Raw genomic sequence first — 22,355 nt, 5'->3', positions numbered from 1 at the left:
GTCAAAGCTCCGCGTAGAGTCGCCCGGGATTGAAGATGCCGTTGGGGTCGAGCTCGGCCTTGAGTCGCCGGTGGTACTTGGCGAGCACCGGCGACAGTGGCGTGAAGGGGCTGCCGGTGCTGGTTGTCCAGCGCGTGGCGTGGCCCCCCAGGCGAACCGCCTCGTCATGCACCGCCTCGTCCGGGGCGGCACTGTGCAGCCAGCGCTGGGCGCCCGCCCAGTCGTGAAGCATGGCGGTCTCGTCGACATCCTCCAGTTCGGGCGCGCCCGCCTGCTGGGGAAGCGAGAGCCGCCACAGCGGCCGCGGGTCGCCCTGCCGAGTGAAGACGTCCAGGCGTTGTTCCCGTAGCGCCGACCAGAAGGCGTCGTCCAGGGTATCGCCACCGAGGCGTTGGCCCGTGGCCTCGACCGAGCCGGGGCCGCCTTCCAGACGAATATGAAGGGCGCCGTCGAACCAGGTGGCGGCGGTGATCGGCAGCGGCTTTTGGCCCCATTCGACGAGGCGGCGGCGTGCCTCGGCGAGGGGCATCTCGAGACGCAGGCTGTGTTGCGCCGCGGGTTTTGGCAGTACCTTCAGGGAGACCTCGGCGAGCAGGCCGAGGCTGCCCTGGGCGCCGACCATCAGCCGCGACAGGTCGTAACCGGCCACGTTCTTCATCACTTCGCCGCCGAAGCGCAGCGATGCGCCGTGTCGGTCGATCAGGCGGATGCCCAGCACGAAGTCGCGCACGCTGCCGGCCCAGGGGCGTCGTGGCCCCGATAGGCCGGTGGCGACCATGCCGCCGACGGTGGCGGTGTCGCCGAAGTGGGGCGGCTCGAAGGGGAGCCGTTGCCCCTGTTCGTCGAGGCACGCTTCCAACTCGGCCAGGGGCGTGCCAGCACGGACCGAGACGATCAATTCCACCGGGTCATAGCGGGTGATGCCGCAGTGCTCGCGGGTGGAGAGTGGCTCGCCAGCGACGGGCCGCCCGTGGAAGGCCTTGGTGTCGCCGCCGACGATACGCAGCGGCGTGCCCTCGGCATCGGCGCGGCGGATGCGCTCGCCGAGCGCCTCGCTGATGTCCCGGTCCGGCAGGGAGTGATGCTGTGATGCCATGATGACTCCTCAGAAACGGGGCAGCTCGGGGTGCGGCAGCTCGCCGTGGTGCACGTGCATGGCACCGAACTCGGCGCAACGGGCCAGGGTGGGAATGTTCTTGCCCGGGTTGAGCAGGCCCACCGGATCGAAGGCCGCCTTCACGGCGTGGAAGGTGGTCAGCTCGCCGGTCGGGAACTGGACGCACATCTGGTTGATCTTCTCGCGCCCCACGCCATGCTCGCCGGTGATCGAGCCGCCGGCCGCCACGCAGGCTTCGAGTATCCGGCCTCCCAGGGCCTCGGCACGTTCGAGCTCGCCTTCGCGGTTGGCGTCGAACAGGATCAACGGGTGCATGTTGCCGTCGCCGGCATGGAAGACGTTGGCGACCCTCAGGTCGTACTCGGTGGAGAGTGCGGCAATGGTGCCGAGGACCTCGGGCAGGGCGCGGCGCGGGATGGTGCCGTCCATGCAGTAGTAATCCGGCGAGATGCGTCCCACCGCCGGGAAGGCGTTCTTGCGGCCAGACCAGAAGCGCGCTCGCTCGGCTTCGTCGCGGGCGAGCCGGATATCGGTGGCGCCGGCGCTTTCGAGCACGCCGCGTACCGTATCGACGTCGTCGTCCACGTCGGCCTCCACGCCGTCCAGTTCGCAGAGCAGGATCGCTTCTGCCTCCACCGGGTAGCCGGCGTGGATGAAGTCCTCGGCGGCGCGAATCGCCAGGTTGTCCATCATCTCCAGGCCGCCGGGGACGATACCCGCGGCGATGATGTCGCCCACCGCCTGGCCGGCCTTGCCGACGTCGTCGAAGCTGGCCATCAGCACCTTGGCCGTCTCGGGCTTGGGCAGAAGCTTGACGGTGACCTCGGTCACCACGCCGAGCATGCCCTCGGAGCCATTGAACAGCGCAAGCAGATCGAAGCCTGGGGCGTCCAGGGCCTCGCCGCCGAGTCGCATCCGTTCACCTTCGAGGGTGACGATCTCCAGGGCGAGCACATTGTGCACCGTCAGGCCGTACTTCAGGCAGTGCACGCCGCCGGCGTTCTCGGCCACGTTGCCGCCGATGGAGCAGGCGATCTGCGACGACGGGTCGGGCGCGTAGTAGAGTCCGTGGGGGGCCGCCGCTTCGGAGATGGCCAGGTTGCGAACGCCGGGCTGGACGCGAGCGATGCGCGCCTCCGGGTCGATGCTCAGGATGCGCTGGAAGCGCGACATCACCAGCAGCACGCCGCGCTCCAGCGGCAGGGCACCGCCGGACAGCCCGGTGCCGGCGCCGCGCGTTACCACGGGGACGCCGAGCTCATGGCAACGGCGCATCAGGGTGACGACCTGATCGAGATCACTGGGCAAGGCCACCAGCATGGGCAGTACGCGATAGGCGGCCAGGCCATCGCACTCGAAGGGACGCAGGTCCTCCTCGCGGTGCAGCAGGGTCATGCCCGGCAGGGCGGTTTGCAGCTCGGCGAGCACCTCCGCCTTGTCGCGGCGGGGCAGCTCGCCGTCGAGTCGCTCGTCGAAGAGGAGATTCATGGTGGCTCCGGTGTCACGGAATGGCATCCACTGATCTCGATGCTAGGGAAAAGCGCATCATAAATCTATGGAATTATTTTCCGTTTTTTGCAATCGATGGAGTGGATAGCGCGGCGATCGCCCTTGGCCGCATCGTCGCACTGTCTTGTCATGCCGTACCACGATAGGCGCTGTTAGCGGCTCTGGCGACTCCAGGACCATTGGTCTTACCAGTTGTGACGAGATGGCTATCGAGTTCCGTGGGAGATGCTGGGCTGGCGATTCAAGGGGTTGGCTGGCATTTCGAACACGACGGCTCCGTCGTGGCCATTGAATGGCTATACCAATGGGCAAGAGGCGGGCTGGCTGCATTGGCGAGAGAGGATAACTGCTGGCACTATCGGCACTTCCCCTTACCGAATGCGAGGAGTCGGCATGACACGGGTGCTCTACGATCTCTGTGGCCTCGACGAGGCACTGCGTTTTTCTCCCTACTGCTGGCGGGTACGCTATGCCCTGGCCCACAAGGGGCTCGATGTCGAGACGCGCCCTTGGCGCTTCACCGAGAAGCAGGCCCTGGCCTTCGCCAATCATGACAAGGTGCCGGTGCTCGTCGATGGCGAGACGGTCGTCCCCGAAAGCTACGAGATCCTGCGTTACCTGGATCGCACCTATCCCGAGGCGCCACTGCTGGGTGACGGCGTGGCGGATGCGCGCGGGCGCTTCTTTGCACATTATGCCGAGCGTTCCCTGGCGCCGGCGATGCTGCGCATCATTATCATGGATCTGCTCAGCGCCATTCATCCCGACGACCGGGCTTACTTCCGCGAGTCCCGCGAGAAGCGCTTCGGCCGTAGCCTGGAGGAGTTCCATTCGCCGGTGAGGGGGCTTTCGCAGCTTGATATCGCACTGGAGCCGTTGCGCGGACGCCTCGCGGAGGCGCCGTACCTCGATGGCGAGGCACCGGGCGGGGCCGACTACATCGTCTTTGGCAACTTCATGTGGGCGCGTTGCGTCTCCAGCGCCGACCTGGTTTCCAATGCCGATCCGGTCTATGCCTGGCTCGAGCGCATGCTCGATCTGTACGACGGGCTGGGCCGCCAGGCGACGCGGATTACGGATATCGAGGGCGCTTACCGCTGAAGAGCGAGGGGCTCTTATCCCGGCTGGCTGCCCAGTAAGCGAATCACCTCATCGTCGTCGACCGGCGCGAAGTCGGCGTAGAACTGGCCGACGGCACGAAAGTGCGCCGGTGCTTCGGGGCAGATCACTTCGTCGGCGAGACGTTCCAGCCGTGCCAGCGTCTCCGGCGGGGCTACGCCCAAGGCGGCGATCAGGCGCGCCGGGCCGCGTGGCCGCAAGCTTTCCAGGGCCGTTGTCATGGTGGCTCCGGTGGCACTGCCGTCATCCACGACAACGACGATGCGCTCGGCAGGATCGATGGGCGCGCGCACCGGCGTATAGCGTTGGCGACGCTCCGCGATCAAGGCCTGCTGTCGCTCGATTTCCCGGGTGATCGCGGCCTCGCCGAAGCGGTTGGCGGTGTCCTCCAGCCAGATTCGGCCGCCCTCGCCGACGGCACCGATAGCGAACTCCGGGTTGCCCGGCGCGCCGAGCTTGCGTACCAGCACGACATCCAGCTCGCCCTCCAGGATATCGGCGATGCGTCGCCCCATGGGCACGCCGCCCCGGGGGATGGCGAGAATCAACGGATTCCGCCCTTTCAGGTGAGAGAGCCGCCGTGCCAGCGACTCGGCGGCTTCCAGTCGATGACGGAACATCGCGTTTTCCCCAATGCCGCTTGCCGTTCCGTCAGTATAGTGCGCCTGCCCCGAGCGTTCAGGCGACGCGGTCGTGCAGACGGAAGGCTGCGATACGGTTGATCTGCTCGATGGCGGTGCGGCGCTCTTCGGCGAGATCGTTCTTCAGGCGTGTCTCGAAGGCATCGAGAATGGCATGGCGGTCACTGCCCTTGACGGCCATCACGAAGGGAAAGCCGAACTGGGCCTTGTAGGCCTCGTTCAGGCGTTCGAAGCGGGCCATTTCTTCCGGCGTGCACTGGTCGAGGCCGGCGCCGGCTTGCTCCCGGGTGGAGTCGTCGGTGAGCTCGCCGGCGACCGCGGCCTTGCCGGCCAGGTCGGGGTGGGCGCGAATCACTTCCAGTTGGTGCTCGGCAGCGGCCGAGGCGAGCACCTCGCCCATGATGGCGGCGAGCCCTTCGGGCGTGTCCTGAGCGGCGCCCAGGCCGCGCTCCCAGGCCAGTTCGGCCACCCAGGGCGAGTGCTCGTAAATGTCACCATACTGATCGATGAAGGCGGCCCGATCCAGCGTGCTGGGGCGGGGAGAGAGCAACTTGTCACTCATGGCGGGAGTCTCCTTTGCGGGTCGGAAATCCGGTTCGCGTTGTCGTTTCTCGACAAACTGTATACAAAAAATGTTTTGAAATGTACCCTCATTGCTACTAAAAATGTCTTCCAAAGTAGTGTGCCTGTTAGCGCAGCGCCGCCAGCGGCGGTGAATGCCGGCAAATCAAGGTACGACGGTTCCATCGACTGGAGGAGAAACACATGGGATACCTGACGACACATGTGCTGGATACATCATCGGGGTTGCCGGGCAAGGGCATCCGCATCGAGGTCTATCGCCTCGAAGGCGACGAGCGCACCCGGCTGACCGAGGTCGTCACCAATGACGATGGTCGTTGCGATGCGCCGATCCTGGAAGGCGAGGCCTTCGGCGTCGGTGAATACGAGTTGGTCTTCCATGCCGGCGAATACCTGGATCGGCAGGGTGTGCCCGGCGATGCGCCGCGTTTTCTGGACGTGATTCCGCTGCGCTTCGGAGTGGCCGATGCGTCCCAGCATTATCATGTGCCGCTGCTGCTGTCGCCCTACAGCTACTCCACCTATCGGGGCAGCTGAGGGAAGCGTTAACCAAGACAACAACCGCATAATTCCAACGAGGCCTGACCGATGGAAGCCTATTTACTGGATTTCGCCAACCTCCTGTTGAGGTGGCTGCATGTGATCGCCGCCATTGCCTGGATCGGCGAGTCGATCTATTTCGTGATGCTGGACAACAGCCTGCGTCCTCCCAAGGCGGACGAGGACAAGCGCAAGGGCGTGTTCGGCGAGATGTGGGCCGTGCACGGTGGTGGCTTCTACCATAACCAGAAGTACGCCAGTGCCCCGGCAAAGCTGCCCGAGGATCTGCACTGGTCGTTCTGGAAGTCCTACGCCACCTGGCTTTCCGGCTTCGGGTTGTTCGTGCTGTTGTACATGGTCAATCCGAGCTTCTATCTGGTCAATCCCGGCAGCGACTGGGCGTGGGCTGCCAATCTGAGCGGCTGGCAGGCGAATGTGGTGGCGCTGCTGTTCCTGCTCGGTGGCTGGGTGGTCTATAACGAGCTGTGCAAGCGCATCAGCCCCAACATGGATCGCGATGGCATCTTGAGTCTCGCCGTGGCCGTGATGATGGTGGTGGTCGCCTATCTGAGCACCCAGATCTTCTCCGGCCGGGCCGCCTTCCTGTTGACCGGCGCGGTCATGGCCACCGCCATGTCGGCGAACGTCTTCTTCTGGATCATCCCCGGCCAGCGCCGCATGGTGAAGGCAATGAAGGCCGGCGAGACGCCGAATCCGCTGGACGGCAAGCGGGGCAAGCAGCGCTCGGTGCACAACACCTACTTCACGCTGCCGGTGGTATTGCTGATGATCAGCAACCACTACTCCTTCGCGTACTCCCATGACCTGGCCTGGGTGATCATGACGTTGTTCATCTTTGCCGGGGCCTTGATCCGCCAGTTCTTCGTGCTGATGCACGCCGGTCAGATCAAGCCGGCCTATCCGGCCGCCGGGGTCGTCCTGATCCTGGTGGCGGTGTGGATCGGCGCGCCGGCCAGCAGCAGCGATGGCGGCGATGCCACGACCGCCTCCGCCGAGGCCAGTGCTGCCCCGGAGGCCGAGTCGGGCGAGCAGGTGGCGGCTTCCAGTGCCGAGTCGGCCGGGCACGCCGAACAGATCGTCATCGACCGCTGCGCCCAGTGCCATGCTGAAAGTCCGACCTATGACGGCTTCGCGGCAGCGCCGGCCGGCGTGGTGCTGGAAACGCCCGAGCAGGTGTTGCGCCAGGTTGGACAGATCAAGCAAGTGGTGGCGAGTGGCTACATGCCGCTGGGCAACGTCACCGAGATGACCGACGAGGAGCGTAGCGAGATCGCCAACTGGTCGCCCTGAACCGGCTACGACCGGCTACGCACTGACTCGCCGCCCGCCGATTTCGGCGGGCGGCGGTCGTGTCGATGACAGGAATGCGTATACAATGAGCGGCGTATCGGGTTTGCAGGGAGATGAGCGATCCATGAACCAGCGTCGGGCCGCAACCGAGCACAAGACCAATGAAAGGGTGGGTCGTCCTGGCAAGAACGGGGATGGCCCCGAACGTCACGAGACGATTTATCACGCCATCAGCGATGCCATCATCGAGCACCGTCTGAAACCCGGTGCCCGGCTGCGCGAGGACGCCTTGTCCGAAGTGTTCGGCGTCAGCCGCACCGGCATCCGCAAGATCCTGCAGCGTCTCGCCCTGGAGCAACTGGTGACGCTGACGCCCCGGCGGGGCGCGAGTGTCACGCGGCCTACCGCCGACGAGGCCAAGGATGTCTTCGATGCCCGCCAGATGATCGAATGCGGCCTGATGCCGGAAATCGCGCGGCGCATGACGCCGGAGGCGGCCGAGGAATTGCGTGACATGGCGCGTCGCGAGCGCGAGGCGCTCAAGGGCGGCGAACAGAGTGCCGCCATCAAGCTTTCCGCCGCCTTTCATGGTCGGCTGGCGCGGCTGTCGGGCAATGCCACCCTGGCGGATTTTGTCGAGCGACTCTGCTCGCGCTCCTCACTGATTCTCGCCGTCTATGGCAACGCCGGCCACCTGGGTTGTGAATCCCACGATCATGAAGACCTGCTGAGCTTTCTCGAACAGGGCAATGGCGAACGTGCCCAGGCGTTCATGAGCCGCCACCTGAAAGCCATCGAGGCGTCCCTCTCCATTCATGAGGAGGAAGAGGAAACGCCCGACTTGTATCGCATCTTCTCTGCCTGAACGGCGTCCTGCCTCCTGCTCTGCGTTTCGCGTATCCGGCCGTCAGCCGGCGGTGACGGGCTGGTGCTGCCCCCGCATCAGCAAATAATGAAAGAGCCCACCCAAGGCGGCGCCGATCAGCCAGGCGTAGCCACCCAGTGCCTCAAGCGCCGGTACCCAGACCGATGACACCGAAAACAGCGCGGCCAGGGCGAAGGCCACCAGGGCACGACGGTTCCAGCCCTTGACGTAGTGATAGGCACCGTCTGGATCGGTGGAGAAGACATCCTGAATGTTCAGCCGCTGGCGCTTCAGCAGGTAGTAGTCGACCACGATGATGCCATAGAAGGGTGCTACCACCGCGCCCAGGGCGTTGACGAAGCCGGCAATGCCGATCTTGCTGATGACCGACATCCACAGGGCACCGACGAAGAAGGCGATCACGGCGGTGATCAAGCCGCCAATGCGAAAGCTGATGCGGCGTGGAAAGAGGTTGGCCAGGTCATAGGCCGGCGGGATGAAGTTGGCGACCAGATTGATGCCCACGGTGGCGGCAAAGAAAGTGATGGCGGCGACAATGGTCAACGGCAGTGAATCGACGCGATCGATGATGTCCGACGGATTGGTCAGCGTCTCGCCGAACAATGCCAGGGTGCCGGCCGTGATGATCAGGGCGATGAAAGAGAAGAAGGCGACGTTGAGCGGCAGGCCCAGCAGGTTGCCGAGTTTCATCTCGCGCTCGCTCTTCACGAAGCGGGTGAAGTCGCCGAAGTTGATCACCACCGCGGCGAAGTAGGCGATCATGGTGCCGGTGATCGCCATGAAGGCGGTCAAGGCATTGCCCTCGTAGTCGCTGGCGCCGCTGAAGATGGTGCTGACAGCCGGCAAGAGATCGCTGCCGGCCTTGAGCCAGACGATGATCATCAGAGCGACCATCACCACGTAGACCAGCGGGCCCGCCCAGTTGAGGAAGTGCTTGATACGCTCGATGCCCTGCCAGAACAGGGCGATCTGGAAGCACCAGACGATCACGAAGGACAGCCAGTCCAGGGCCGTCATGCCGAGCCACTGGCCGCCGGGGTCGCCGAACAGCGAGGTGAGCAGCAGCGACACCGCGGTAGAAGCGAAATAGGTCTGCACGCCGTACCAGAAAATGCCGATGATGGCGCGCAGCATGGCCGGGAAATTGGCGCCATGGACGCCCATGCTGGCGCGGATCATCACTGGGAAGGGGATGCCGTACTTGACGCTTGGCTTGCCGGTCAGGTTGACCAGCACCATCACCACGAAGCCGGCGAGCACGATGGCTGCCATGACCGCCCAGCCATTAAGGCCATAGGAAATGAACAGCGAGGCCGCCAGCGTATAACCGAACAGACTCTGGATGTCGTTCGACCAGACATTGAAGATCTCGAACCAGCCCCAGGTGCGTCGTTCGGACTTGATCGGTGCGAGATCGTCATTGTACAGGCGTGGATCGCGGTGCTGGATATCCAGTTCTTGGTCCGTCATGAAACGTTGCCTTTTCGTCTTGTGGGGCAATGAGAGCCCTCCCGTTGGGAAGGGCTCTCACGTTATCGCAAGGCTCAGTCGCGAAAGCGTTGGCAGGGCGCCCAATAGTTCATCAGCAGATAATAGGTCAGGCCCGCCGGGATCAGACTGGCGTACCAGGACACGGTGGATATGCTGAAGGCGGCGATCACGCCCACTGCAGTGGCCACCAGGGCGGCGACGTTGACGCCGCGGTAGGGGCCGTTCTCGTCGTACAGCTTGCCGAGATCCAGGGTGCGGCGGCGTATCAGGTAGTAATCCACCACCAGCACCGCGAAGATCGGACCGAGAAAGGCCGAATAGGTCTGCACGAACATCTGCAGGCCGGCGGCGGATTCATCCTTGACCAGCTCCCAGGGGAAGGTGGCGAAGGCCAGCAGACCGACGATCACGGTCGCGGTGCGAAACTTCAGCTTGAAGGTATCCATCAGCACATAGGTCGGCGGTACCACATTGTTGAGCACATTGGTGGTGACCTGGGCGAAGGCGATGAACAACAGGGTGGTCATCAGCAGCGGGGTGTTGTCCACGGCATTGGCGAAGACCTTGACCGGATCCGCCACGCCAGTCGCTTCGGAGACCATGTAGCCGATCAGCCCCATGAACATCGTGCAGGGCAGGATCGACATAGCGTAGATCGTGGTCAGCAGGCCCGGCCCGGTACCTTCCTTATGTTCGCGGGAATAGTCGCTGACATTGAGCATCATGGTGCTGTAGATCCCCAGGAACAGCATGGTGGCGCCCCAGAAGGGCATGCCCCAGGAGCCGTCCATGGTCAGCATGCTGGCGGAGAGCTCGTCGCCGTAGCGCTGAATCGTGCTGTAGAACATATAGACCAACGAACACAGGATGAAAGCGCTGCCGATGTTCTCCAGCCACTTGATGCCCTGAAAGCCCAGCACCGAGAGGGCGATCTGCAGCAACTGGAAGGTGATGAAGAAAAAGATCAGGTTGTCGAAACCGAACAGGGTCGCCGAGACCATGTTCAGGGCGCCAGCGCCGATCCAGCTCTGGAAGCCGTACCAGACGATGGCCGGCACAGCACGCACCAGCCCGGGCAAGCGAGTGCCGGAAAAGCCGAAGGCGCTGCGCGCCTGGACCATGAAGGGAATGCCGTATTTGTAGCCCGGGGCACCGTTCAGGGCCAGGGCGAGGCCGATCACGAAGCAGCCGATGGCGATGGCCAGGGTCGCCTGGATCAGGTTGAGGCTCCCGACGACGCTGGAGCCCATGGTGAAGGTGCCGATCGATACGCAGCCGCCGAACCAGGCCAGCAGGTAGGAGGTACGCCCCATGATGCGTGTCTTCTGGGGCGCCAGGGATTCGTTGCCTGCCGATTTGGTGCCTGATTCGAGTGTGGGCGGTGCCGTGGAATCGATAGCGGCCTTGGCGCCCTTCGGGGCGCCTGTAGGGGAAGGTGCCATGGTGGATGACCTCGCAAGTGGTTCAATGATTGTCGTTGTTACCCGTTTCCGCTGGGAAATCGGGGGGCTTGCGGTATGTGTCCTGGCGCGATGTCAGGAGGGGTGAGTCTGGCTATTTCTATTTAGTGGTGCCGGACAGATGCTCGAAACGGCCGACGAAAGCCTTGGGTCGGGGAAAGGCAAGATCGCCATGCTTGCTGGTGCCGAGTCCCAGGCCGACCAGTGCCTCGGCCAGTTTGACGGCGGCGGTCACGCCTTCGACCACCGGCAGGCCGACCGCCTCGGCGATCTCGTCGGTGAGATCGGCCATGCCGCCGCATCCCAGCACGATGGCGCCGATACCGTCCTCGTCGCGTGCCCGTCGGCACTCTTCGATGATGCGCTTCAAGGCGGCGTCGCCATCGTCCTCGAGATCGAGAACGGGAATCTCGGCGGCGCGCACCCGGCGGCAGTGATGGCGAAAGCCGTACTGCTCGAGCAGGTGTTCGGCAATGATTCCGGTGCGCCCCAGGGTGGTGACGACCGAAAACCGCGTGCTGATCAGGGTCGCCATATGGAAGGCGGCCTCGGCGATACCGATCACCGGTGCGCGTGTCACTTCGCGTGCCGCCAGCAGTCCGGGATCGCCGAAACAGGCGATGACATGGGCATCCGCGCCCTCTCGGTCGCCGTTGGCCACTTCCTCCAGCACGCCCACGGCGCTGATGGCCTCATCGAAGTGGCTCTCGATGGACACCGGGCCATGTGCCGGCTGAGTCGCCATGACGTGGGTATCCGGCGCGGCGATGCGCCGTGCGGCGGCGGCGATGGTGTCGGTCATGCCGCGAGTCGTGTTGGGGTTGATGACATTGAGGCGCATGACGGCTCCCGAATTATTTTTGTGAACAATGCTTGGCGGTGTTGTACACAAAATAGAAGTGAACGATGTTGAAGGCAAGAGGTTTTTCAGTTCGATGAAAGACGCTTTTTTCCTCTGCTAAACAGGTAGTTACAGTTGCATGCGCAATCAATAATTGTCTCCAGTATATGTATACATTTAAGTATCCAGTTAGCTCCTTTTCCTGGGTGAAGTTTGCGCCGAGTCAACTGTATACCTTTTTGTCCTGCCATGGACGATTCCACCCGCGTAGCGGCTGCCATGGGTCATGATCGCTGGTGAAGCACATTGATGCGAGACGTGTCGACCGGTGAACGGTGGGGATCAGGTACAAGACTTGATTTTTTGTATACAAAAGCCGAGCCTGAACATGCAATCACCAACATAAGATGGGCTTTGGTCAGGCGCGACTCCGACGATATTGCCCGGGAGTTGGGACTTGCATCCAAGATGGGTACATTCTAGTATCTTATTGTATACATATATTGTCGCTCAAAATGCGTCTGCCATGCGCCACGCCCCATGACACCTGACCGCAACACGAGCGCCGTGAGAACAAGAAGGAAGCTTCGTCATGACATCATCGACTCGACGCGACTATCCCCGTGATCTGATCGGCTATGGCCGCACTCCTCCTCATGCCGACTGGCCGGGCCGGGCACGCATCGCCGTCCAGTTCGTGCTCAACTATGAGGAAGGCGGCGAGAACTGTGTGCTGCACGGCGACAGCGGCTCGGAGCAGTTCCTGTCCGAGATCATCGGTGCGGATTCTTACCCGGACCGCCACCTGAGCATGGAATCGATCTACGAGTATGGTTCCCGAGCGGGTGTCTGGCGGGTACTGCGCGAGTTCGAGCGACGCGGCCTGCCGTTGACCGTCTTTGGCGTGGCCATGGCCCTGGAACGCAATCCCGAAGTGGCGCATGCCTTCAAGGAGCTGGGGCACGAGATCGCCTGTCATGGCTATCGCTGGATCCATTACCAGAAAATGCCCGAGCATATCGAGCGCGAGCACATGCGCAAGGCGATCGAGATCTTCCAGTCGCTGTATGGTGAGACGCCGTTGGGCTGGTACACCGGCCGCGACAGTCCCAACACCCGTCGCCTGGTGCTCGACGAGGGCAGCTTCCTCTACGACAGTGACTATTATGGCGACGACCTGCCATTCTGGACGCGTGAGGCCGACAGCCAGGGCCGCGAGCACGATCACCTGGTGGTGCCCTACACCCTGGACAGCAACGACATGCGCTTCGCCGCGCCCCAGGGCTTCAATACCGCCGATCACTTCTTCACCTACCTGCGCGATGCCTTCGACGTTCTCTATGCCGAGGGCGAGGAAACGCCGAAGATGCTCTCGGTAGGGCTGCATTGCCGCCTGATCGGACGACCCGGCCGCTTCCGCGCCCTGCAGCGTTTCCTCGATCACATCGAGGCGCACGACCGCGTCTGGGTCACACGGCGGGTGGATATCGCTCGGCACTGGGCCGAGCGTCATCCGGTACGCGGGTAAATCGAACGGTGCAATGTCTTGGCCCCTTGGCGACAAGGACCGCAGCAACCGATCCTCGAGATTGCCTCGAGGATCAGTTGCTGCGATGGAGTGGGGGGTGTCAGGTAGGCGACCTCAGCCTGGGAGGCGCGAGTGAGGCGCAGAAAGGCTTAGCCGGTCCATTGGGTAGCTTGGGCGAAGGTCAGCAGGCACAGCGAGATCAGAACCCAGGTGCAGAACAGCGGGAAGAAGAACTTGATCCATTTCTGCCAGGGCACGCCGGCCAATGCCAGAGTCGCCATGAAGTATCCGGATGTGGGATAGAGGATGTTGCCGATACCATCGCCGAGCTGGTAGGCCAGTACGGCGGTCTGTCGAGTAACGCCGATAAGATCGGCCAAGGGAGCCATGATTGGCATGGTAACCAGGGCTTGACCACTGCCGGAGGGCACCACGAAATTGAAGCCGAGTTGGGCGAGGTACATGCCGATGGCCGACAGCAGGCTGGGGAGCTCGCCGACCAAGTTGCCAAGCCCGTAGACCAGCGTGTCCATTATCTGGCCATCCTCAAGCACCACAGCGACGCCCCGGGCGATGCCGGCGATCATGGCGCCTACCAGGACATCCCGGAACCCCTGGTTGAACCCTTCACAGATTTCTTCTCCGTTCAGGCCTGCTATCAGACCAACGACGATGCCCATGACGATGAACAGGCCAGCCATTTCCATCATGAACCAGCCTTGTGCGAGTACTCCGTACACCAGCAGGGCGAAGAAGCCGAAGGCCGCAAGGGCGGCAAGCTTCTGGCGGGAATTGGCAACCAGGGCGCCTTCATAGGTGGCATGCTGATAGGAAGCGCGCTTCTCCGCTTCGGTAGGATCATCGGCCATCAGGCTCAACGATGGGTCGCTGTGAACCTTGCGTGCATAGCGCATGACGAAAAATATGCCGACGCACAGGATGATGATGAAAATAATCGCGCGCAGGGCGAAGCCCGAATAGAGCGGCAAACCTGCGAGTTGTTGGCCCAGCCCCGTATTGATGGGATTGAGGACACCGGTAGTGAAACCAGCTGTCGTGGCGCAGAGAGCCACGGCGGCGGCGGTCACCGAATCGAAGCGCAGGGCGATCATCAATGGCAGGATGACTGGCACGTAGACAAGCGACAGTTCCTGGGTGCCGATCAGCGTGGCCACCACGGCAAAGGTGGTCATCAGCACCGGAATCATCATCAAGCTTCTGTTAGCGAATCGTCGGCTCAGCTTGTCGACGCCGATCTCGATGATGCCGGTGCGTCTCAGCACCATGAACATTCCGCCGATCATGAAGGTAAAGAACACGACCTGGCCAGCACTCATCAGTCCATTGGGAATCGCCAGCATGAAGTCGACTGGACCGACGGGGGTCGATTCGACGTACTGGAAGGATGCGGCGTCGATGGTGGTGCGACCATCTGGGCCGGGGATACGTTCATAGGTGCCAGCCGGGACGAAGTAGGTGGCTATCGAGGCAAGAGCTATGAAGATGAACAGAATCACATAGATATGTGGTATCTGAAACGAGCTCTTGTGATTCCTGCGGGACGCTCGAGCATCAGTGGTTTGAGGTTGTTGGGGCATGCAGTACCTCGGGGTTGTTGTTGGTGGATGAAGCGGATGTACCTTGCGGGGAGCAGGTACGTTGACTCTCGAGGGGTGAGTGAAGTGCGCAGTTGACACAAGGCGTCATGACGCCATTGCTGCCCAGTGGCTGAAACGAGGGAGGCTTGTCTGTCTCTTCTCTTCGGTATTGCCACTTCCTCGATTGAAGCTTATTGTGAAAAAGATTTCCATAATTTTTTAAGCAAACTGATACATTGATGTTCGAGGAAGAACATGCCCGTTGGCGAGGGTCGTGACTGGCGATCGATATGCCGAAAAGATCAATAAGTAAGAAAGTGACGGTTCCGGAAGCATTCGCAGTACCGTAGCCGTTAGTCATGGCCGGGAGATGGCTTATCTCTCATGCAGGAGGTTATATGCTTGAACTCGAGGCACGCCCGCTTACTCAGGAGGCGTTCGCCCCCTTCGGCGAGGTGATCGATACGCGCATCGCCGATTACTTCCACATCAATGCCGGTCGCACCCGGCGTTATCATGATCTGGCGCGGGTCGAGACGCTGGGCGAAGAGGCGAGGGCGCTGATCAGCATCTTCGTCAGCCAGCCCGTCGAGGTGCCGCTGACGCTGGATTTCCTCGAACGCCATCCTCAGGGCAGCCAGGCCTTCGTGCCGATGCATGAGGAGCGTTTTTTGATCGTGGTGGCGCCGTCCGGTGAGAGTATCGACCCCGAGAGTGTGCGGGCTTTCGTCACCGACGGTCGCCAGGGCGTCAACTACCGCGCCGGCACCTGGCATGCCATTCAGTCGGTGCTGGAGCGCGAGGGTGAATTCCTGGTGGTGGATCGCGGTGGCCAGGGCAACAATTGCGACGAGCATCCCATCGAGATTCGGGTGACCCTGCCCGAGCATGAGGCCGTCGCGCCGTCTGACACTGAATGCGAGGAGAAGCAATGAGCCAGCGCCCCGTGACCCCGAGACAGTATTATGCCCCCCATGGCGGCCATCCAGATCAGAAGGTCATGACCACCGACCGGGCCATGTTCACCGAGGCTTTCGCGGTGATCCCCAGGGGCGTCTATCGTGACATCGTGACCAGCAAGTTGCCTCATTGGGAGAATACCCGGCTGTGGATCCTGTCCCGGCCGCTCTCCGGCTTTGCTGAGACCTTTTCCCAGTACATCATGGAGGTCTCACCAGGCGGCGGCAGCGAACGGCCCGAGACCGACCCGGGGGCCGAGGGCGTGCTGTTCGTGGTGGAGGGCGAGCTGGTGCTGACCCTGGGCGGCGAGCGGCATCGCATGGTGCCTGGCGGTTATGCCTTCATTCCGCCGGGCAGCGACTGGCAATTGCGCAACGAAGCCGATGAGCCGGTGCGTTTTCACTGGATTCGCAAGGCCTACGAATTCGTCGACGGCATCGACGTTCCCGAGGCCTTCGTGGTCAACGAGAATGACATCGAGCCGACGGTGATGCCGGACTGCAACGAGGTCTGGGCTACCACGCGCTTCGTCGATCCGGACGACATGCGTCACGACATGCACGTGACCATCGTCACCTTCCAGCCGGGCGGGGTGATTCCCTTCGACGAGACCCACGTCATGGAGCACGGGCTCTACGTGCTCGAGGGCAAGGCGGTCTATCACCTCAACCAGCAATGGGTGGAAGTCGAGGCAGGCGACTACATGTGGCTGCGCGCCTTCTGCCCCCAGGCCTGCTATGCGGGTGGCCCCGGCCCGTTCCGCTACCTGCTGTACAAGGACGTCAACCGGCACATGGCGCTGCCCTACAGCAAGCGTCGCTGATCGCCGCTGCTCAGCTTAACTGCGACAGACCTGAAAGAACCCGCCCGGCGCTTGCGCCGGGCGGGTTCTTTGTCTTGTATCCAGGAGATCTCTCACGAGTGCTCGTAAGCCTCGGACAAGGTGTTTCTACACCGCCGATAACCTTGTGTCGTGATTTTTCGGGAAATTTTTCCGTATTTAGCAACCTATTGAATTACCAGTGATGAATTAACTGGAAATATTTTTCATTGAGTGTTGACGGCTCCCGATGAGTGAGCCTAGTCTCTGTATACAGAAATTATTTCCAAAAAATAAAACCCGTCACCGGAGGAATCGTCATGGCTCGCATGACCGCTGCGGAAGCTGCCGTTCACGTGCTCAAGAAAGAGGGGGTCGATGTCACCTTCGGCCTGCCCGGCGCCGCCATCAATCCCTTCTACGCCGCGATGCGCAATGTCGGCGGTGTGGATCACGTCCTGGCGCGTCACGTCGAGGGCGCCTCGCACATGGCCGAGGGTTATACGCGTACCCAGCCGGGTAACGTCGGAGTGTGCATCGGCACCTCCGGGCCGGCCGGCACGGACATGATCACCGGCCTGTATTCGGCCTCCGCCGATTCCATCCCGATCCTGTGCATCACCGGTCAGGCGCCGGCGAACAAGCTGCACAAGGAGGATTTCCAGGCGGTCGATATCAAGGCGATCGCCGGTCCGGTCACCAAGTGGGCCATCACCGTGCTGGAGCCGGCCCAGGTGCCGCGTGCCTTCCAGCAGGCCTTCCAGATCATGCGCAGCTCGCGCCCGGGGCCGGTACTGATTGATCTGCCGATCGACGTGCAGATGACCGAGATCGAGTTCGATCCGGATACCTACGAATCGCTGCCGGCCTACAAGCCGAGCGCTTCGCGTGCGCAGATCGAGAAGGCGATGGGTATGCTCAACGAGGCCGATCAGCCACTGCTGGTGGCCGGCGGCGGCATCATCAATGCCGATGCCAGCGAGCTGCTCACCGAGTTCGCCGAGATCACCGGCGTGCCGGTTATCCCGACGCTGATGGGCTGGGGCACCATTCCCGATGACCATCCGCTGATGGCGGGCATGGTGGGGCTGCAGACCGCTCACCGTTACGGCAACGCGACCATGCTGGCGTCCGACTTCGTCATGGGCATCGGCAACCGCTGGGCGAACCGCCATACCGGTGCACTGGATTCCTACACCGAGGGGCGCACCTTCGTCCACGTGGATATCGAGCCGACCCAGATCGGTCGCATCTTCGGGCCGGACTACGGCATCGTCTCCGATGCCAAGGCGGCGCTGGAGCTGTTCGTCGAGGTGGCGAAGGAGTGGAAGGCCGAGGGCAAGCTCAAGGATCGCCGCGCCTGGGCCGAGGAATGCCAGGAGCGCAAGCGTACCCTGCTGCGCAAGACTCACTTCGACAACGTGCCGGTCAAGCCGCAGCGCGTCTACGAAGAGATGAACAAGGCCTTCGGCAAGAACACCCGTTACGTCAGCACCATCGGGCTTTCCCAGATCGCCGGTGCCCAGTTCCTGCACGTCTACAAGCCGCGCCACTGGATCAACTGCGGTCAGGCGGGCCCGCTGGGGTGGACGATTCCGGCTGCGCTCGGGGTGCGTCGTGCCGACCCGGAGACCGATATCGTCGCACTGTCGGGCGACTATGATTTCCAGTTCATGGTCGAGGAGCTCGCCGTGGGCGCGCAGTTCAACCTGCCCTACATTCACGTGCTGGTGAACAACTCCTACCTGGGGCTGATTCGCCAGGCCCAGCGCGGTTTTGACATGGACTACCAGGTGCAGCTCTCCTTCGAGAACATCAACTGCCCCGAGATCAACGGCTATGGCGTCGACCATGTCTCCGTGGTCGAAGGTCTGGGCTGCAAGGCGCTGCGGGTTACCGATCCCGAGCGGATCGGCGAGGCCTTCGCCGAAGCCCGCGAGCTGATGCAGCAGCATCGTGTGCCGGTGGTGGTCGAGATCATCCTCGAGCGGGTGACCAACATCTCCATGGGCACCGATCTCAAGGGAATCAACGAGTTCGAGGAACTGGCCGAGAATCAGGAAGACGCGCCGACGTCCATCGCCGCTTTGACCTGAGACATGCAGAACGTGCAAGGGGCCGCCGAAGACAGGCCTCGCTAAAAAACCAACGACCCAGAAGGAGATCAAGATGCCCAAGTTTGCTGCCAACCTCAGCATGTTGTTCACCGAGGTGGACTTTCTCGATCGCTTCGAGGCTGCCGCCAAGGCTGGCTTCAAGGGGGTCGAATACCTCTTTCCCTACGACTTCGAGGCCGGCGAGATCAAGCAACGCCTCGCCGACAACGGTCTGACCCAGGTGCTGTTCAACCTGCCGGCCGGTGACTGGGGCGCCGGCGAGCGTGGCATCGCCTGTCATCCCGACCGTGTCGAGGAATTCCGCGCCGGTGTCGACCGGGCGATCGAGTATGCCAAGGTGCTGGGCAATACTCAGGTCAACTGTCTGGCCGGCATTCAGCCCGAGGGCGTCAGCGACGACGAAGCGCGCAATACCCTGGTGGACAACCTGCGCTTCGCCGCCGAGAAGCTCGAGGCCGCCGGCATCCTGTTGATCGCCGAGCCGATCAACACCCGCGACATCCCGGGGTTCTTCCTCAACCGTACCGAGCAGGCGCTGGCGATCTTCGATGAGGTGGGCAGCCAGAACCTGAAGCTGCAGTACGACATTTACCACATGCAGATCATGGAAGGAGATCTGGCGCCGACCATCGAGAAGCACCTCGGCCGCATCGCTCACGTGCAGCTTGCCGACAACCCGGGTCGTCACGAGCCGGGCACCGGCGAGATCAACTATCCCTTCCTGTTCGGTCATCTCGATCGCCTGGGCTATGACGGCTGGATTGGCTGCGAGTACAAGCCGGCCGGGTCTACTCAGGAAGGGCTGGGCTGGCTTGATGGCGTGCGCTGAAACATGACTGCGCTCGGCATCTCGATCGCCGGCGGTGCTCGGAGTCCTCATGTACTGACACGTACATTCTGGCTCCTCCGCTCCGGCGGTGACCGACCAGCCATCGCTCGTCATGTGTGTCGATACATGGACATTGAAAATTAAAGACTTAAAGAGCTCGTTTTCCGGATGCCATCGCTGATGGGCACCGGGGACAAGGCGGCGCGAGGGTCATCCGCCATGGATGGCGGATGTAGCGCCCAGGGAGGGGTTCACAGCGCCCTCGCGAAGGCTTGTCGCCGGTTAAGCCCTTTCAACCTCAGCATGGCCGTGAGAGGGGCTCGTATTCCGCAAGGAGAAATATCATGAGCAAGATCGGTTTTATTGGCCTTGGCATCATGGGGCGTCCCATGGCGGGCCACCTGCTGGATGCCGGCCATGAGCTGACCACCGTCAAGCGTGGCAGTCTGGACGAGACCCTGGCCTCCAAGGGGATGAAGGAGCTCGACAATCCCAAGGCGGTTGCCGAAGGGGCCGAGGTGGTCATCACCATCGTGCCGGACACCCCCGATGTCGAAGAGGTGCTATTCGGCGAAGGCGGTGTCATCGAAGGGCTCAAGCCCGGCACCCTGGTGATCGACATGAGTTCCATCGCGCCGCTGGCCACCCAGGAATTCGCCAAGCGCATCCACGATGCCGGTGGCGAGTATGTCGACGCGCCGGTGTCCGGTGGCGAGGGCGGTGCGATCAATGCCGCCTTGACCATCATGGTCGGCGCTACCCAGGAAGGCTTCGAGCGCGCCAACCCGCTGCTCGAGATCATGGGCAAGACCATCACCCACATCGGTGGGCACGGTGCCGGCCAGACCTGCAAGGTGGCCAACCAGATCGTCGTGGCACTGACCATCGAGGCGGTGTCCGAGGGCCTGTTGTTCGCTTCCAAGGCCGGTGCCGACGTGTCCAAGGTGCGCGAATCGCTGCTCGGTGGCCTGGCTCAGTCGAAGATTCTCGACGTGCACGGCCAGCGGATGATCGACCGTACCTTCGATCCGGGGTTCAAGATCAAGCTGCACCAGAAGGATCTCAACCTGGCGCTCGAAGGCGCGCGCAGCCTCGACCTGGCACTGCCCGGTACCGCCAATGCCCAACAACTGTTCCAGGCCTGCGCCGCGAACGGCGGTGCCGACTGGGATCACGCCGGCATCCTGCGTGCCCTCGAACGGCTCGCCGACCACGAAGTCGGTAGCCGCTGAGTCTTTCCCGTCGGCCGTCGTGGCGGCCGGCGGGGGACAGGGGAGATGACTGCTCCCTAATGGCAGGCGTCGGGTCGTCGTCTGCCAGGCCGGTTTTACGGCCATTGCCCGGTGATGGACTTCCCCTGAAGCACCCCTGATCACCGGGCCCTTTTTTGGCCAGGCGTTTTTGGCCAGGCGTTTTTGGGGACGTACTGCATAAGTCCCGGTGTACCTCCCGCCATCCGCATGGTAACCGTGAAGGCCTGTGAGCGGAGCGGTTGCGACAAGAACGGCGCTCGCCGACTTATGCAGTACTTTCCTGCGTGAAGGAGACCCTCTGATGAATGCCCTTTCCCCGCTGCTTTCCCCCTATCGGCCCGAAGCCGTGCGCAGTTGGCTCGCTCGCCTCGGCGAGACTGCCGTGGAGGCTGTCCATCCCGATTCGCTGTTGCCCGACAAGCTGCCGACACCGCCAGCCGGCCGCACTCTGGTGGTGGGGGCCGGCAAGGCCGCTGCCGCCATGGCGGCGGCCCTGGAGCGTGCCTGGCAGAGCCGTTATCCCGAGGCACCGCTCGAGGGCCTGGTGGTCACTCGCTATGGCCATGGTCCACAAGAGCAGGGTCCACAAGGGCAGGGCGCCGAATGCCGCAACATCGAGGTGCTGGAGGCGTCTCACCCGATGCCCGATGACCTGAGCGAGCGTGCCGCACGCCGCATGCTCGAGTCCGTCGAGGGGCTCGGCGAGGATGATCTGGTGATTGCGCTGGTCTCCGGAGGCGGCTCGGCGTTGATGACCCTGCCGGCGCCCGGGGTCGGCCTGGACGAAAAGCAGGCCCTCAACAAGGCACTGCTGCGCTGTGGCGCGCCGATCCGTGAGATCAACACGGTGCGTCGCCACCTGTCCGCCATCAAGGGCGGGCGCCTGGCCGCCGCCGCGCACCCGGCACGCGTGCTGACCTGGCTCATCTCGGACGTGCCCGGCGACGAAGCTTCGCTGATCGCTTCCGGCCCGACCCTGCCCGATGCCACCACGCCGGCCGATGCCCTGGCGATTCTCGAACGACATGGCATCGAGATATCGTCCGGTGTGCGGAGACACCTGGAAGCGCCCGGCGAGGCGCCCCGTGCCGATGACGACGCCTTTTCCCGGGACGAGAGCGAGATCCTCGCCCGGGCCCGGGATGCCCTGGCCGCCGGTCAGGCGACCGCTGAGGCCGAGGGCATCGAGGTGCGACTGTTGGGCGACGACCTGGAAGGCGAGGCCCGCGAGCTGGGGCGGGCCCAGGGGCGGATGGCACTGGCCGCCCAGGATGGCCTGACCCGGCCGTTGTTGATCCTGTCCGGCGGCGAGACGAGCGTGACCGTTCGCGGTGACGGCCGCGGCGGGCGCAATGTCGAATACCTGCTGGGGCTTTTCACGACCCTCAAGGGCGCGCCGGGCATTCACGCCCTGGCCATCGACACCGATGGCATCGATGGCTCCGAGGACAACGCTGGCGCCATCTTCGGGCCAGCCTGCTGGGAGCGCATGCTCAAACTTGGTCTTGATCCAGACGACTATCTGTCACGTAATGACGCCTATACTTTCTTTGATGCGCTGGATGACCTGATCGTTACCGGTCCGACGCGCACCAACGTCAACGACTTTCGTGCCATTCTGGTATTGCCGAGGACCTCATGACGCTGCCCCCCCATGCTCCGATCCACGAGCCGATTCGCCGCACCAAGATCGTCGCCACCCTCGGGCCGGCCAGTGACAGGCCCGGCGTGCTCGAACGGATGATCGCCGCCG

General features: G+C 62.9%; 19 protein-coding genes. 11 read left to right on the top strand and 8 right to left on the bottom strand.

The window, feature by feature from the left end; translation table 11 throughout:
* Window position 1 precedes the first annotated feature (1 nt).
* The gene (gene glcE / locus FZZ93_RS08410; RefSeq protein WP_149321879.1) at window positions 2-1,096 is read right to left on the bottom strand and encodes a glycolate oxidase subunit GlcE; all 1,095 of its coding nucleotides are present in this window, start codon (window positions 1,094-1,096) and stop codon (window positions 2-4) included.
* A gap of 9 nt (window positions 1,097-1,105) precedes the next feature.
* Window positions 1,106-2,605, bottom strand: a complete 1,500-nt coding sequence (gene glcD, locus FZZ93_RS08405) for a glycolate oxidase subunit GlcD (protein WP_149321878.1) — start codon at window positions 2,603-2,605, stop codon at window positions 1,106-1,108.
* A gap of 414 nt (window positions 2,606-3,019) precedes the next feature.
* Here glcD and FZZ93_RS08400 point away from each other — a divergent pair, with 414 nt between their 5' ends.
* Entirely contained in the window at window positions 3,020-3,727 is a 708-nt protein-coding gene (locus FZZ93_RS08400) for a glutathione S-transferase N-terminal domain-containing protein (protein WP_149321877.1), read from the top strand.
* A gap of 14 nt (window positions 3,728-3,741) precedes the next feature.
* On the opposite strand, the gene FZZ93_RS08395 is transcribed toward FZZ93_RS08400, so the two are convergent.
* Both FZZ93_RS08395 and uraD read right to left on the bottom strand, forming a co-directional pair.
* Entirely contained in the window at window positions 3,742-4,365 is a 624-nt protein-coding gene (locus FZZ93_RS08395) for a phosphoribosyltransferase (RefSeq protein ID WP_149321876.1), read from the bottom strand.
* 58 nt (window positions 4,366-4,423) lie between these two features.
* The gene (gene uraD / locus FZZ93_RS08390) at window positions 4,424-4,948 is read right to left on the bottom strand and encodes a 2-oxo-4-hydroxy-4-carboxy-5-ureidoimidazoline decarboxylase (protein ID WP_149321875.1); all 525 of its coding nucleotides are present in this window, start codon (window positions 4,946-4,948) and stop codon (window positions 4,424-4,426) included.
* Window positions 4,949-5,151: 203 nt separating this feature from the next.
* Between uraD and uraH the strand changes: the two genes are divergently transcribed.
* The 3 genes from uraH to FZZ93_RS08375 all read left to right on the top strand — a co-directional run bounded on the left by uraH (window position 5,152) and on the right by FZZ93_RS08375 (window position 7,684).
* Window positions 5,152-5,505 carry a hydroxyisourate hydrolase gene (gene uraH, locus FZZ93_RS08385; RefSeq protein WP_065240993.1) on the top strand — a complete coding sequence of 118 codons (354 nt, stop codon included), beginning with the start codon at window positions 5,152-5,154 and terminating at the stop codon, window positions 5,503-5,505.
* 51 nt (window positions 5,506-5,556) lie between these two features.
* Window positions 5,557-6,819 carry a urate hydroxylase PuuD gene (locus FZZ93_RS08380; protein WP_149321874.1) on the top strand — a complete coding sequence of 421 codons (1,263 nt, stop codon included), beginning with the start codon at window positions 5,557-5,559 and terminating at the stop codon, window positions 6,817-6,819.
* 124 nt (window positions 6,820-6,943) lie between these two features.
* Window positions 6,944-7,684 (top strand): GntR family transcriptional regulator, encoded by a 741-nt coding sequence (locus FZZ93_RS08375; RefSeq protein ID WP_149321873.1) that lies wholly within the window; start codon window positions 6,944-6,946, stop codon window positions 7,682-7,684.
* A 42-nt stretch (window positions 7,685-7,726) separates the two neighbouring features.
* Here the strand turns inward: FZZ93_RS08375 and FZZ93_RS08370 are convergent, their stop codons facing one another.
* The 3 genes from FZZ93_RS08370 to FZZ93_RS08360 form a co-directional block, all read right to left on the bottom strand.
* Window positions 7,727-9,175, bottom strand: a complete 1,449-nt coding sequence (locus FZZ93_RS08370; RefSeq protein WP_149321872.1) for an NCS1 family nucleobase:cation symporter-1 — start codon at window positions 9,173-9,175, stop codon at window positions 7,727-7,729.
* A 74-nt stretch (window positions 9,176-9,249) separates the two neighbouring features.
* Window positions 9,250-10,638 carry an NCS1 family transporter gene (locus tag FZZ93_RS08365; protein ID WP_246146160.1) on the bottom strand — a complete coding sequence of 463 codons (1,389 nt, stop codon included), beginning with the start codon at window positions 10,636-10,638 and terminating at the stop codon, window positions 9,250-9,252.
* A gap of 118 nt (window positions 10,639-10,756) precedes the next feature.
* A complete protein-coding gene (locus FZZ93_RS08360; RefSeq protein ID WP_149321871.1) occupies window positions 10,757-11,497 on the bottom strand; it encodes an aspartate/glutamate racemase family protein in 741 nt (246 codons plus the stop codon).
* Window positions 11,498-12,089: 592 nt separating this feature from the next.
* Between FZZ93_RS08360 and puuE the strand changes: the two genes are divergently transcribed.
* Window positions 12,090-13,025, top strand: a complete 936-nt coding sequence (gene puuE, locus FZZ93_RS08355) for an allantoinase PuuE (protein WP_149321870.1) — start codon at window positions 12,090-12,092, stop codon at window positions 13,023-13,025.
* A 149-nt stretch (window positions 13,026-13,174) separates the two neighbouring features.
* Here the strand turns inward: puuE and FZZ93_RS08350 are convergent, their stop codons facing one another.
* A complete protein-coding gene (locus tag FZZ93_RS08350) occupies window positions 13,175-14,542 on the bottom strand; it encodes a YfcC family protein (RefSeq protein WP_246146158.1) in 1,368 nt (455 codons plus the stop codon).
* Window positions 14,543-15,021: 479 nt separating this feature from the next.
* Between FZZ93_RS08350 and FZZ93_RS08345 the strand changes: the two genes are divergently transcribed.
* From FZZ93_RS08345 to FZZ93_RS08320, 6 genes are all read left to right on the top strand, one after another.
* Entirely contained in the window at window positions 15,022-15,558 is a 537-nt protein-coding gene (locus FZZ93_RS08345; RefSeq protein WP_149321868.1) for an ureidoglycolate lyase, read from the top strand.
* Window positions 15,555-16,406 carry a bifunctional allantoicase/(S)-ureidoglycine aminohydrolase gene (locus tag FZZ93_RS08340; protein WP_149321867.1) on the top strand — a complete coding sequence of 284 codons (852 nt, stop codon included), beginning with the start codon at window positions 15,555-15,557 and terminating at the stop codon, window positions 16,404-16,406. The genes FZZ93_RS08345 and FZZ93_RS08340 overlap by 4 nt, the downstream gene beginning before the upstream one ends.
* Window positions 16,407-16,723: 317 nt before the next feature.
* Entirely contained in the window at window positions 16,724-18,499 is a 1,776-nt protein-coding gene (gene gcl / locus FZZ93_RS08335) for a glyoxylate carboligase (RefSeq protein WP_149321866.1), read from the top strand.
* Window positions 18,500-18,572: 73 nt separating this feature from the next.
* Window positions 18,573-19,349 (top strand): hydroxypyruvate isomerase, encoded by a 777-nt coding sequence (gene hyi, locus FZZ93_RS08330; protein ID WP_149321865.1) that lies wholly within the window; start codon window positions 18,573-18,575, stop codon window positions 19,347-19,349.
* A 344-nt stretch (window positions 19,350-19,693) separates the two neighbouring features.
* Window positions 19,694-20,581 carry a 2-hydroxy-3-oxopropionate reductase gene (locus tag FZZ93_RS08325; protein WP_149321864.1) on the top strand — a complete coding sequence of 296 codons (888 nt, stop codon included), beginning with the start codon at window positions 19,694-19,696 and terminating at the stop codon, window positions 20,579-20,581.
* 322 nt (window positions 20,582-20,903) lie between these two features.
* Window positions 20,904-22,244, top strand: a complete 1,341-nt coding sequence (locus FZZ93_RS08320) for a glycerate kinase type-2 family protein (protein WP_149321863.1) — start codon at window positions 20,904-20,906, stop codon at window positions 22,242-22,244.
* Window positions 22,245-22,355 lie beyond the last annotated feature (111 nt).

Origin of the sequence: Halomonas eurihalina (assembly GCF_008274785.1) — a bacterium.
Taxonomy (GTDB): Bacteria; Pseudomonadota; Gammaproteobacteria; order Pseudomonadales; family Halomonadaceae; genus Halomonas; species Halomonas eurihalina.
The sequence above is the reverse complement of the archived record's forward strand: the minus strand, read 5'-3'. Positions and strand labels throughout refer to the sequence as shown.